Origin of the sequence: Burkholderia sp. HMSC10F09 (assembly GCF_001806955.1) — a bacterium.
In the GTDB taxonomy this organism is placed as follows: Bacteria; Pseudomonadota; Gammaproteobacteria; order Burkholderiales; family Burkholderiaceae; genus Burkholderia; species Burkholderia multivorans.
On sequence record NZ_KV786862.1, the window covers coordinates 15,240 to 27,687 of the forward strand.

13 protein-coding genes are annotated in these 12,448 nt (G+C 68.1%); 10 read left to right on the forward strand and 3 right to left on the reverse strand.

Features of this window, described 5'->3' with window-relative positions; genetic code table 11:
- Positions 1–278: 278 nt before the first annotated feature.
- Positions 279–557 carry an HU family DNA-binding protein gene (locus tag HMPREF3115_RS23670; protein ID WP_006401505.1) on the forward strand — a complete coding sequence of 93 codons (279 nt, stop codon included), beginning with the start codon at positions 279–281 and terminating at the stop codon, positions 555–557.
- 117 nt (positions 558–674) lie between these two features.
- Here the strand turns inward: HMPREF3115_RS23670 and HMPREF3115_RS23675 are convergent, their stop codons facing one another.
- Together HMPREF3115_RS23675 and HMPREF3115_RS23680 are read right to left on the reverse strand one after the other, a co-directional pair.
- Positions 675–1,988, reverse strand: a complete 1,314-nt coding sequence (locus tag HMPREF3115_RS23675) for a GTP-binding protein (protein ID WP_276513040.1) — start codon at positions 1,986–1,988, stop codon at positions 675–677.
- Between the two features lie 151 nt (positions 1,989–2,139).
- Positions 2,140–2,586, reverse strand: a complete 447-nt coding sequence (locus HMPREF3115_RS23680; protein ID WP_006401507.1) for a lytic transglycosylase domain-containing protein — start codon at positions 2,584–2,586, stop codon at positions 2,140–2,142.
- Between the two features lie 377 nt (positions 2,587–2,963).
- Between HMPREF3115_RS23680 and gspD the strand changes: the two genes are divergently transcribed.
- The 3 genes from gspD to gspF are packed head-to-tail and all read left to right on the forward strand — an operon-like array spanning position 2,964 to position 7,988.
- A complete protein-coding gene (gene gspD / locus HMPREF3115_RS23685; RefSeq protein WP_070556334.1) occupies positions 2,964–5,273 on the forward strand; it encodes a type II secretion system secretin GspD in 2,310 nt (769 codons plus the stop codon).
- Complete coding sequence (gspE, locus tag HMPREF3115_RS23690; protein ID WP_006401510.1) at positions 5,270–6,766, forward strand: type II secretion system ATPase GspE; 1,497 nt, start codon at positions 5,270–5,272, stop codon at positions 6,764–6,766. The genes gspD and gspE overlap by 4 nt, the downstream gene beginning before the upstream one ends.
- 4 nt (positions 6,767–6,770) lie before the next feature.
- Positions 6,771–7,988, forward strand: coding sequence for a type II secretion system inner membrane protein GspF (gene gspF, locus HMPREF3115_RS23695; protein ID WP_006401511.1), 1,218 nt, complete (start codon positions 6,771–6,773; stop codon positions 7,986–7,988).
- Between the two features lie 28 nt (positions 7,989–8,016).
- On the opposite strand, the gene HMPREF3115_RS23700 is transcribed toward gspF, so the two are convergent.
- Positions 8,017–8,427 (reverse strand): type II secretion system protein N, encoded by a 411-nt coding sequence (locus tag HMPREF3115_RS23700; protein WP_059938105.1) that lies wholly within the window; start codon positions 8,425–8,427, stop codon positions 8,017–8,019.
- Between the two features lie 177 nt (positions 8,428–8,604).
- On the opposite strand from HMPREF3115_RS23700, the gene gspG reads away from it, so the two are divergent.
- The 6 genes from gspG to gspL form a co-directional block, all read left to right on the forward strand.
- Complete coding sequence (gene gspG / locus HMPREF3115_RS23705) at positions 8,605–9,057, forward strand: type II secretion system major pseudopilin GspG (protein WP_035489561.1); 453 nt, start codon at positions 8,605–8,607, stop codon at positions 9,055–9,057.
- A gap of 39 nt (positions 9,058–9,096) precedes the next feature.
- Positions 9,097–9,729, forward strand: a complete 633-nt coding sequence (locus HMPREF3115_RS23710) for a GspH/FimT family pseudopilin (RefSeq protein WP_080559138.1) — start codon at positions 9,097–9,099, stop codon at positions 9,727–9,729.
- A complete protein-coding gene (gene gspI / locus HMPREF3115_RS23715) occupies positions 9,726–10,169 on the forward strand; it encodes a type II secretion system minor pseudopilin GspI (protein WP_175686614.1) in 444 nt (147 codons plus the stop codon). Before HMPREF3115_RS23710 ends, gspI begins: the two co-directional genes overlap by 4 nt.
- A complete protein-coding gene (locus HMPREF3115_RS23720) occupies positions 10,147–10,842 on the forward strand; it encodes a PulJ/GspJ family protein (protein WP_088923770.1) in 696 nt (231 codons plus the stop codon). The genes gspI and HMPREF3115_RS23720 overlap by 23 nt, the downstream gene beginning before the upstream one ends.
- A gap of 6 nt (positions 10,843–10,848) precedes the next feature.
- Positions 10,849–11,973, forward strand: a complete 1,125-nt coding sequence (gspK, locus tag HMPREF3115_RS23725; RefSeq protein WP_035489564.1) for a type II secretion system minor pseudopilin GspK — start codon at positions 10,849–10,851, stop codon at positions 11,971–11,973.
- 24 nt (positions 11,974–11,997) lie between these two features.
- Positions 11,998–12,448 (forward strand): type II secretion system protein GspL (gspL, locus tag HMPREF3115_RS23730; RefSeq protein ID WP_256276394.1); only part of this gene is annotated, 451 nt, incomplete at its 3' end.

Sequence of the window (12,448 nt, forward strand, 5' to 3'; positions counted from 1 at the left end):
CTGTCCGGTTGGCGCTGGTCAAAAAACGGGCAATCGACGATCGATTCGGCGAAATACCGATGAAAATCTTTGAAACCCTTGTCGTTATTGGGTTTGCGCTGCGCTATCATAGCAACGCCGTACCGCGGGGTGGCCGCCGGCGTAGCCGGTAGGCGCGTCGCGCGGGCCAGGATTCGGCGCTGTGCCGTCAGAGTCTGACTCTCGACGGCACGGTTCGCGCACGTATAATCGGCGCGTTCGCGCTGTTCGTGTCAACCTAACCTGAAAAAGGAACCTTAATGAACAAACAGGAACTGATCGACGCCGTCGCCGCCCAAACGGGCGCCAGCAAGGCTCAAACCGGCGAAACGCTGGACACGCTGCTCGAAGTCATCAAGAAAGCCGTGTCGAAGGGTGATGCGGTTCAGCTGATCGGCTTCGGCAGCTTCGGTTCGGGCAAGCGCGCAGCACGTACGGGCCGCAACCCGAAGACGGGCGAAACCATCAAGATCCCGGCAGCCAAGACGGTCAAGTTCACGGCTGGCAAGGCGTTCAAGGACGCCGTCAACAAGCGTTAATCCAGCGCCTGTTCGAAAAAAACCCGCCGAAAGGCGGGTTTTTTGTTGGGCGCGCGCGCGGCATTTTTGCCACAGTCCGTCACACCTTTACAAGATTTTACGGTTCGTCGATCGCTGTTACGGGCGCACGATCTGCGCGTCGCCCGGGTCGTCGTCGTCGTGCGCGTCGACGTCCCATGCGGGAAACGGGTCGTCGAACGCGGCCCATCCGGCCGCGCCGAGCGCGAATTCCGCATCGGTCAGCAGGCAGGCGTCGAGCTTCGCGCGCCATGCGTCGGCGTCGAGCGCGATGCCGATCAGCACGAGTTCCTGACGGCGATCGCCGATCGAGCGGTCGTCGAAATCGCCTTCCCATTCAGTGCGAATTTCGGCGAGCAGTTCGTCGTCGTCCGGCCATTCCGCGCGATCCTGCGCGGCCCACCAGAGCCCCGCCGGACCGTGCCGGCACACGCCGCCCGCCTGCGACAGCGAGCCGGCGATGTCGTTGCGCGTCGCGAGCCAGAAGAAGCCCTTGCTGCGCAGCACGCCCGGCCATTGCTGATGGAGCAGCGCCCAGAGTCGCGCCGGATGAAACGGCCGGCGCGCGCGGTAAACGAAATTCGCGATGCCGAATTCGTCCGCTTCGCCGTGCACGTGCGCATGATGATGCGCGTCGCAGTCGGGATCGTCGCAGTACGCATGATCGCGATCGAGCGACGCGAGCCAGCCGGGCGCATTCGCCGCTTCGTCGAAATCGAAGCGGCCGGTGTTCAGCACCGCGTCGAGCGGCACGTTGCCGAACGTCGACACGACCTGATGCGCGCGCGGATTGAGCCGCGCGAGAATGTGCTGCAGCCGCGCGAGTTCGTCCGCGCTGACGAGGTCGGCCTTGTTGATCACGAGCACGTCGCAGAATTCGATCTGCTCGATCAGCAGCTCGACGAGCGTGCGATCGTCGTTTTCGGAGGCGGCGATGCCGCGCGTCGCGAGTGCATCGTCCGAGCCGTAGTCGCGCAGGAAATTGAATGCGTCGACGACCGTGACGAGCGTGTCGAGCCGTGCGGTGTCGCCGAGCGACGTGCCGTCGTCGTCGACGAACGTGAAGGTCTCGGCGATCGGCATCGGCTCCGCGATACCGGTCGATTCGATCACGATCGCGTCGAAGCGGCCTTCCGCCGCGAGCTGGCGGATCTCGACGAGCAGATCGTCGCGCAGCGTGCAGCAGATGCAGCCGTTCGACATCTCGACGAGCCGTTCCTCGACATGCGACAGCGCCTGCGCGTCGCGCACGATCGACGCGTCGATGTTGACCGCCGCGAGGTCGTTGACGATCACGGCGACTTTCAGGCCCGCGCGGTTCGCGAGGATATGGTTGAGCAGCGTGGTCTTGCCGGCGCCGAGGAAGCCGGACAGCACGGTGACGGGCAACGGCTGTTTCATTGCGGTACGCACCAACGGAAAAGTGAAAAAGCGGCCGCGGCGCCGCTGCGCGGCACGAGCGGCCGGGCCGTTCGCACGCGCGAAGCCGCAGCGTAAGCCCGCATTGTGCATCAAACGCGCGCGCGACGGCCGGGGCGCGATCGGCCCCGCGTGCGGCGCACCGCTATTGCGGCGGCAGCAGTTTCCACTGCGCGAGGATCGCCGCGATCTGCCGCGCGTACTTGTCGCGCAGTGCCGGCGTTTCCGAATGATAGGCGCCGACGGCCTGCCACGTGTTGCCGTAGCGGTTCATTTTCTGCCGCAGATGCCACGCGGCGATATAGACGTTCTTGCACGGCTCCATCAGCGTGTCGCGATCGATGCCGTAGCGCGACAGCGTCGACAGATGGACCGAATTGATCTGCATGAGCCCGTAATCGACGGACCCGTTCGTGTTCTTGTTCAGTGCGCTCGGACGGTTGCGCGACTCCTGCCAGGCGATCGCACGCAGGATCAGCGGATTGACCTTCTGGTAGCGGGCAGCCTCGTCGAAACAATCGGCGTGCGCGTTCGCGCTGGCGAACCACGCGCCGGCAGCGATCCACACGAGCGAAGCGAACCGTCTTTTCATGGGGCGAAAGCGGAAAGAAAATGCGCGGGGTCGGGAAAACCCGTGCCCGTCATTCGTGCGACGAGAAACGCGCCGCCCGTATCATACCGGCAGTTCGTGACTGTGCGACAGCCCGGCATGACGGCTATCGCGTGCCGGCCCGACGCCTCTCCGGATCGCCGGCCGGCGACAGCCGACGCGGTGCGCGTGCGACCTTACATATCGCATACGGGCCGCCGGGCGCCTGTCGTATGTGAGACAGTCCTCGGATCAATGTGATATTTCGGACATGAAAAACTGCTAATGTCGCCTTTTTCGGATTTGGATCCCAGCACTACCGCCGGAAGTGGCCTGAGCCGGCATCGCCCCATTCATCCATGACAAGAAATCGCTTCGTTATGCGGCGCGTCGCCACGACGCTGATCATCGCCGGCATCATCGGTTCGCAGGCTGCCTACGCTCAGGTCACGCTCAATTTCGTCAATGCGGATATCGACCAGGTCGCGAAGGCGATCGGCGCCGCCACCGGCAAGACCATCATCGTCGACCCGCGCGTCAAGGGGCAGCTGAACCTCGTCGCCGAACGCTCGGTGCCCGAAGATCAGGCGCTGAAGACGCTGCAGTCCGCGCTGCGCATGCAGGGCTTCGCGCTCGTACAGGATCACGGCGTGCTGAAGGTCGTGCCCGAAGCCGACGCGAAACTGCAGGGCGTGCCGACCTACGTCGGCAACGTGCCGCGCGCACGCGGCGACCAGGTCATCACGCAGGTGTTCGAACTGCACAACGAATCGGCGAACAACCTGCTGCCGGTGCTGCGGCCGCTGATCTCGCCGAACAATACCGTGACCGCGTATCCGGCAAACAACTCGATCGTCGTCACCGACTATGCGGACAACGTGCGCCGCATCGCGCAGATCATCGCGGGCGTCGACAGCGCCGCGGGCGCGCAGGTGCAGGTCGTGCCGCTGCGCAACGCGAACGCGATCGACCTCGCATCGCAGCTGCAGAAGATGCTCGACCCCGGCGCGATCGGCAACAGCGACGCGACGCTGAAGGTCTCGGTCACGGCCGATCCGCGCACCAACTCGCTGCTGCTGCGCGCATCGAATGCGTCGCGGCTCGCGGCCGCGAAGCGGCTCGTGCAGCAGCTCGACGCGCCGAGCGCAGTGCCCGGCAACATGCACGTCGTGCCGCTGCGCAACGCCGATGCGGTGAAGCTCGCGAAGACGCTGCGCGGCATGCTGGGCAAGGGCGGCAACGACACCGGCTCGTCGGCGTCGTCGAACGATGCGAACAGCTTCAACCAGAACGGCTCGTCCTCGAGCGGCAACTTCTCGACCGGCACGGCCGGCACGCCGCCGCTGCCGGCCGGCGGGCTCGGCGGGACGTCTTCGTCGTCGTACGGCAGCGGCGCGTCGGGCAGCGGCGGCCTCGGCAACGCGGGGCTGCTCGGCGGCGACAAGGACAAGAACGACGACAACCAGCCGGGCGGGATGATCCAGGCCGATGCGGCGACCAACTCGCTGATCATCACCGCGTCCGATCCCGTGTACCGGAACCTGCGCGCGGTGATCGACCAGCTCGACAAGCGTCGCGCGCAGGTCTATATCGAAGCGCTGATCGTCGAACTGAATTCGACGACGGCCGGCCAGCTCGGGATCCAGTGGCAGGTCGCGAGCGGCGCGCTGCTCGCCGGCACGAACCTCGCGGCGACGGCCGGCAGCGTCGCCGGCAACAGCATCATCAACCTGACGACGGGCTCGGTGAACAGCAGCACGGGCACCGCCACCGGCGTCGGGCTGCCCGCCAATCTCGCGAACCTGAACCAGGGCCTCAACATCGGCTGGCTGCACAACATGTTCGGCGTGCAGGGCCTCGGCGCGCTGCTGCAGTATTTCGCGGGCGTCAGCGACGCGAACGTGCTGTCGACGCCGAACCTGATCACGCTCGACAACGAGGAAGCGAAGATCGTCGTCGGCGAAAACGTGCCGATTCCGACCGGCTCGTATTCGAACCTGACGAGCGGCACGACGAGCAACGCGTTCAACACCTACGATCGCCGCGACGTCGGCCTGACGCTGCACGTGAAGCCGCAGATCACCGACGGCGGGATCCTGAAGCTGCAGCTCTACACCGAAGATTCCGCGGTCGACACCGCGACGACGAACGCGCAGACGGGCCCGTCGTTCACGAAGCGCTCGATCCAGTCGACGATTCTCGCGGACAACGGCGAAGTGATCGTGCTCGGCGGCCTGATGCAGGACGCGTACAACGTGTCCAACAGCAAGGTGCCGCTGCTCGGCGACATCCCGTGGATCGGCCAGCTGTTCCGCTCCGAAAGCAAGCAGCGCAAGAAGACTAACCTGATGGTGTTCCTGCGCCCGGTGATCATCGCCGATCGCGATACGGCGCAGGCCGTCACCTCGAACCGCTACGACTACATCCAGGGCGTGACGGGCGCGTACAAGTCGGACAACAACGTGATCCGCGACAAGGACGACCCCGTCGTGCCGCCGATGCCGCTCGGCCCGAGCCAGGGCGGCACGGCCGCGGGCAACCTGTTCGATCTCGACAAGATGCGTCGCCAGCAGATGCAGCGCCAGATCGCGCCGCCGGCGGCCGCCGAGCAGGCGCCCGCGCAATCGCAGGGCGTGCCGGCGCAGACGGTGCCGCAGCAGCCGCTGACCGCGCCGGGAGCGTCGCAGTGAGCGACCTGCTGTCCTCCGCCCACGACGGCGCGCCCGGCGAACGGCAGCCGCCCTCGCCGCTCGCCGCGCGGCTGCTGCCGTACGGCTTCGCGAAGAACGGCCAGGTGCTGATCGCGCACCAGCTCGACGACACGCTCGAGGTGTGGATCAGCGATCGCACGAACGACGCCGCGCTGGCCGAGATCGCACGCAATTTCGGCTCGATCGTCGTGCAGCGTGTGCCGGCCGACGAGCTCGCGCAGGCGATCAACCACGCGTATGCGCGGCAGGACGGCAGCGCCGCGCAGATCGTCGGCGAGGTGGAAGGCGAAGTCGATCTGTCGCGGCTGATGCAGGACATCCCGGAAGTCGAGGATCTGCTCGAATCGGAGGACGACGCGCCGATCATCCGGATGATCAACGCGCTGCTCACGCAGGCCGCGCGCGAACAGGCGTCGGACATCCATATCGAACCGTTCGAGAATGCGTCGGTCGTGCGCTTTCGTGTCGACGGCACGCTGCGCGACGTCGTGCGGCCGAAGAAGGCGCTGCACGGCGCGCTGATCTCGCGCATCAAGATCATGGCGCAGCTCGACATCGCGGAAAAACGTCTGCCGCAGGACGGCCGCATCACGCTGCGCGTCGGCGGCCGGCCGGTCGACGTGCGCGTGTCGACGCTGCCGACCGGCCACGGCGAACGCGCGGTGCTGCGTCTGCTCGAGAAGGACGCGCAGCGGCTGAACCTCGAAGCGCTCGGGATGGGCCGCGACACGCTCGTGCAGTTCGACAAGCTGATCTCGCGTCCGCACGGCATCGTGCTCGTCACCGGGCCGACCGGCTCCGGGAAGACGACGACGCTGTACGCGTCGATGTCGCGGCTCGAAACCGCGACGACCAACATCATGACCGTCGAGGATCCGATCGAATACGACCTGTCGGGCATCGGCCAGACGCAGGTCAACGAGCGGATCGGGATGACGTTCGCGCGCGCGCTGCGCTCGATCCTGCGTCAGGACCCGGACGTGATCATGATCGGCGAAATCCGCGACCTCGAAACCGCGCAGATCGCGGTGCAGGCCTCGCTCACGGGCCACCTCGTACTCGCGACGCTGCACACGAACGATGCGGCGTCGGCCGTCACGCGTCTGACCGACATGGGCGTCGAGCCGTATTTGCTCGCGTCGTCGCTGCTCGGCGTGCTCGCGCAGCGGCTCGTGCGCCAGCTTTGTCCGGTCTGCAAGGAAGAGCGGCACGAGGACGGCCGCAGCGTGTGGCATCCGGTCGGCTGCGACAAGTGCGGGCATTCGGGCTACACGGGCCGGCGCGGCGTGTACGAGCTGCTGATCGTCGACGATGCGATTCGCACGCTGATTCACCGCAACGCGGCCGACGCGGAGATTCTCGCGGCCGGCCGCGCGCAGGGCATGCGCACGCTGCGCGACGACGCGGAGCGCTGGCTCGCGGCCGGTGCGACGTCGCTCGAGGAAGTGCTGCGCGTGACGGGAGGCGCATAGCGCGATGCCCGCATTCCGTTTCGAAGCGATCGATGCGGCCGGCCGCACGCAGAAGGGCGTGGTCGATGCCGACAGCGCGCGCGCCGCACGCGGACAGCTGCGCACGCAGGGGCTGACGCCGCTCGTCGTCGAACCGGCCGGAAGCGCGACGCGCGGCGCGCGTTCGCAGCGGCTCGCGCTCGGCCGCAAGCTGTCGCAGCGCGAGCAGGCGATCCTCACGCGCCAGCTCGCGAGCCTGCTGATCGCCGGCCTGCCGCTCGACGAAGCGCTCGGCGTGCTGACCGAGCAGTCCGAGCGCGACTACATCCGCGAACTGATGGCCGCGATCCGCGCGGAAGTGCTCGGCGGTCATTCGCTCGCGAACGCGCTGAGCCAGCATCCGCGCGATTTTCCGGAAATCTATCGCGCGCTGGTCTCGGCCGGCGAGCATACGGGCAAGCTCGGGATCGTGCTGTCGCGGCTCGCCGACTACATCGAGCAGCGCAACGCGCTGAAGCAGAAGATCCTGCTCGCGTTCACCTATCCGGCGATCGTCACGGTGATCGCGTTCGGGATCGTCACGTTCCTGCTGAGCTACGTGGTGCCGCAGGTCGTCAACGTGTTCGCGAGCACGAAGCAGCAGCTGCCGCTCCTGACGATCGTGATGATGGCGTTGTCCGGATTCGTGCGGCACTGGTGGTGGGCGATCCTGATCGCGGTCGCGCTCGTCGTGTGGTTCGTCAAGGCGACGCTGTCGCGCGCGGGGCCGCGGCTCGCATTCGATCGCTGGCTGCTGACCGCGCCGCTCGCGGGCAAGCTCGTGCGCGGCTACAACACGGTGCGCTTCGCAAGCACGCTCGGCATTCTGACCGCGGCCGGCGTGCCGATCCTGCGCGCGCTGCAGGCGGCCGGCGAGACGCTCAGCAACCGCGCGATGCGCGCGAACATCGACGACGCGATCGTGCGCGTGCGCGAAGGCTCGGCGCTGTCGCGCGCGCTGAATAACGTGAAGACGTTTCCGCCGGTGCTCGTGCATTTGATCCGCTCCGGCGAGGCGACCGGCGACGTGACGACGATGCTCGACCGTGCGGCCGACGGCGAAGCGCGCGAGCTCGAGCGCCGCACGATGTTTCTGACGAGCCTGCTCGAGCCGCTGCTGATTCTCGCGATGGGCGGGATCGTGCTCGTGATCGTGCTCGCGGTGATGCTGCCGATCATCGAGCTGAACAACATGGTGCAGTGACGGCGGCAGCGGCCGTCACCGCCGCGCTTCAGCGCATGTAGATCGCGGGGGACGGCGTGTTGGCAGGAAGCTGGATTTCCGCGCGCGCGCCGTTGCGTTCGACGACGATCGAGCGGTTGCGGACTTCGGCGAGCTTCGCGCCGGGCGTGACTTCCGCGCCGAGCGACACCGCGCGCGGCGGTTCGCCGCCGACGCCGACGATCGCCGCGCCGCCGTGCTGCAGCGCGAGGATGCCGAACAGGTGGATGTCCTGCACGGGATTGCGTTCGAGCTGTCCGCCGAACAGCGCCGCGGCGTCCTCGGTGCGGATCGGCGGCCGCGCGGCGGCTGCGGGCAGCGGCGCTTCGCGGGCCGACAGCGTGACGACCCAGTACGTGGCCGTCGCGCACAGCGCTGCGAAGAGGGCGAGGGAAAGGATCCGGATCGAGAGCGCGTTCATGCGCGCTATTGTACGGATCTATGTGAAATTTGCGTTGAGTGAAAGCCCTCGACGATGCGCGCCTTACAATGCGTGCTCCGCTCCCGCGGGTCGTGGAAGGTTGCCGTCAGGCGATCGTCCGGATGCCACGGGCGCGTTGTTCAATCGACGATATTTTTTGGAAAGAGGTAGTCAGTCATGCAAACGTGGATCACTCGCCGCAATGGAGCCGTGCGCCGTCAGCGCGGTTTCACGCTGATCGAGATCATGGTGGTGGTCGCGATCCTCGGGATCCTTGCCGCGCTGATCGTGCCGAAGATCATGAGCCGCCCCGACGAGGCGCGCCGCATCGCCGCGAAGCAGGACATCGGCACCATCATGCAGGCGCTGAAGCTGTACCGTCTCGACAACGGCCGCTATCCGACGCAGGAACAGGGCCTGAACGCGCTGATCCAGAAGCCGTCCACCGATCCGATTCCGAACAACTGGAAGGACGGCGGCTATCTCGAACGGCTGCCGAACGATCCGTGGGGCAATCCGTACAAGTATCTGAACCCGGGCGTGCACGGCGAGATCGACGTGTTCAGCTACGGCGCCGACGGCAAGGAAGGCGGCGACGCCAACGATACCGATATCGGCTCGTGGCAGTAAGCCGCCGCCGACCGGTCCGATCCTTCTCTCCCGCGCTTCATGCTCGCACTTCGTACGACCCACCGCTGCGCCTGCCACGGCCGCCTGCGCCGCGCGGCGGCATCGCCCGTTCGGGCGTGTGCGGCGGGTGAGCCGGGATCTCGCCGCAGGCAAACGCGGGCGATCGGGCCGTGCGCGGCGGGCACCGCCTTCGGACGGCAGTGTACGCAGCATCGCCGTCGCGCCGCGCGCGGCTTCACGCTGCTCGAGATGCTCGTCGTGCTCGTGATCGCGGGCCTGCTGGTGTCGCTCGCGTCGCTGTCGCTGACGCGCAATCCGCGCACCGACCTGCGCGAGGAAGCACAGCGGCTCGCGCTGCTGTTCGAAACGGCCGGCGACGAAGCGCAGGTGCGCGCGCGGCCGATCGCGTGGCAACCGACCGCGCACGGTTTCCGTTTCGACGTCAGTTCGTCCGACGGCTGGCGCACGCTGCACGACGACCTGCTGCGCCCGCGCGACTGGGACGGCGGCGTGACGGGCGCGGACATCGACTACCCCGGTTCCGACACGCGCGCGAGCCGCGTCGTATTCGGCACCGAAAGCATCGACACGCCGGTGCGCGTGACGCTGCATTCGGCCGTCGGCAGCGCGACGATCGTGGGCACCGGCAACGGCCGCTACGAGGTGCAATGACGATGCGTGGTCGCATGCGCAGCCCTGCCCGCTCGCCGCGCATTGCCGGCGCCCTGCGCCTGCGCGGCGCGGCGCGCGGCTTCACGATGATCGAGGTGCTGGTCGCGCTCGCGATCATCGCGGTTGCGCTCGCGGCATCGATTCGCGCGGTCGGCACGATGGCGACCGGCGCATCGGAACTGCATCGGCGGCTGCTCGCCGGCTGGAGCGCCGACAACGCGCTGGCGCAGCTGCGGCTCGCGCATGCGTGGCCGCAGATCGGCGAACAGGACTTCGACTGCTCGCAGGGCAACGTGCCGCTCGTGTGCACGCAGCGCGTCAGCGCGACGCCGAATCCGGTGTTCCGGCGCGTCGAGGTGTCGGTCAGCATGCCGGGCCGCTCCGGCGTGCTCGCGCAGATGGTCACGGTGGTCGCGAATGAAACCAGCCGTTCGCTCTGACGCGCCGATGCCGCGCCCGTTCGCCCGCGCGGCCCGCGCACGCGGTTTCACGCTGATCGAGCTGATGATCGCGATCGCGATTCTCGCCGTCGTCGCCGTGCTCGCGTGGCGCGGGCTCGACCAGATCATGCGCGGCCGCGACAAGGTGGCGTCCGCGATGGAAGACGAACGCGTGTTCGCGCAGATGTTCGATCAGATGCGCATCGACGCGCGGCTCGCCGCGACCGACGACGAAGCCGGTCAGCCGGCGATCGGCGTGGCCGGCAACACGCTGCAGATCATTCGCGCACTCGACGTGCCGGGCGCCGCGCCGCGGCTGCAGGTCGTGCGCTACCGGATCGCCGGCGGGCGCGTCGTGCGCTATGCGTCGCCGCCGCTCGACGACGCGAACCGGCTGCACGCGCTCCTGAAGGACAGCAGCGTCGACGGCTGGAGCGCAGTCGCCCTGATGGGCGGCGTCGGTGCGATCGACGCGAAGCTCTACGTGCCGCGCGTCGGCTGGACGACCAGCGTGCAGGCGGCGAACGACGCGCTCGCGCAGAACAACGATGCGCTGAAGGTGCCGCAGATCGGCAACGCGCCGCCGCCGCGCGCGGTCACGGGGCTGCAGGTCAGCATCGGCGCGACGTCGCTGCGCGTGCCGATCACGCGCGTATTTCTCGTCGGGGAGTGACGCACGATGCGAACGCGCCCTCACCTTTCGATGCCGGAGCGCCGCGCTTGCCGACGCGCGCACGGCCTGCCGCGCGGCGAGCGCGGTGCGGCGATCATCACGGCGCTGCTGGTCGTCGCGCTGGCGGCGATTCTCGTGTCCGGCATGCTGTGGCGCCAGCAGGTGCAGGTGCGCCGCATCGAAAATCAGCGGATGCTCGCGCAGGCGCAGTGGGTCGCGCGCGGCGCACTCGACTGGACGCGGATGATCCTGCGCTCGGAAGGCGACACGGCGCCCGGCATCACGTATCTCGGCGGGATCTGGGCGGTGCCGATCGCGAAGACGAAGCTGTCGGATTTTCTCGGCCGGATCGGCGCGCCGAACCAGGGCGGCGACGACACCTATATCTCCGGCTCGATCGAGGATGCGCAGGCGAAGTTCAACCTGCGCAACCTGATCGCGTCGCCGGCGCCCGGCGTGCTGCAGCTGAACGTCGCGCAGCTCGCGGCGTTCCAGCGGCTGCTGACGACGCTCGGCTACGACGGCGCGTTCGCGAAGCGGATCGCGCTGCAGGTGCGCGCGGGGCTCATGCATTCGGCGACGCGCTTTCAGTTGCCGACGCTGCCCGGCGGCGGCATGGCGCCGACGGCGCCGGTGACGGGCGGCGACGCGCAGGGGGGCGGCTTCACCGACGAGCCGGGCCTCGCCGACGGCGAGCGCGGGCCCGCGCCGCTGACGATGACGAGCGTCGACAGCCTGCTCGACGTCGACGGCGTGACGCCCGAGATGGTCGCGCGGCTGCGCCCGTTCGTGACCGTGCTGCCGACCGCGACGCCCGTGAACATGAACACCGCGCCGGCCGAGGTGATTGCCGCGCTGGTGCCTGGCATGAGCGTGTCGTCCGCGCAGGCGCTCGTATCGCGCCGCGAAACCGTGTTTTTCCGCAACGTCGGCGACGTGCAGCTCGCGCTGCGCGGCGCGGGCGCGCCGGGCGTACAGCTCGATGCGAGCCTCATCGACGTCAATTCGAGCTACTTCGTCGTGCACGGCCGGATCCAGCACGATCGCGCGGAGGTCGATCGCACCTCGCTCGTGTATCGTGATCCGACCACGCACTCGACGCGGGTCGTGCGCATCCGCGATCAGCTATAACGACGCCATTCGGGAGAGGAGCCCTTGAGCACGTTGATTGTTTCATTGCCGCCGCGCGAGCCTGCCGTGCCGTTGCAGGAATGGCAGTGGCCGGAGCTGCCGTTCATGCTCGTCGACAAGGCCGGCCACGTGCAGCGCGCGGGCCGCGCGGCGCTGTCGCTGCTCCCGCGCGCGAGCGCGACGGTGCTGATCGTCGCCGCGCGCGACGTGCTGCTGCTGGCCGCGAGCGTGCCACCGCTCAAAGGGCCGAAGCTGCGCCAGGCGCTGCCGAACATCGTCGAGGATCAGCTGATCCAGGATCCGCTCGGCTGCCATATCGCGCTCGATCCGGTCGCGCTGCCGGACGGGCGCCGCGTGCTGGGCGTCGTCGATCGCGCATGGTTCCGCGCGATCTGCGACGCGTTCACGGCAGCCGGCCACCGGCAGCTGCGCGCGGTGCCCGCGACGCGCTGCCTGCCCGCGCCGCTCGCGGCCG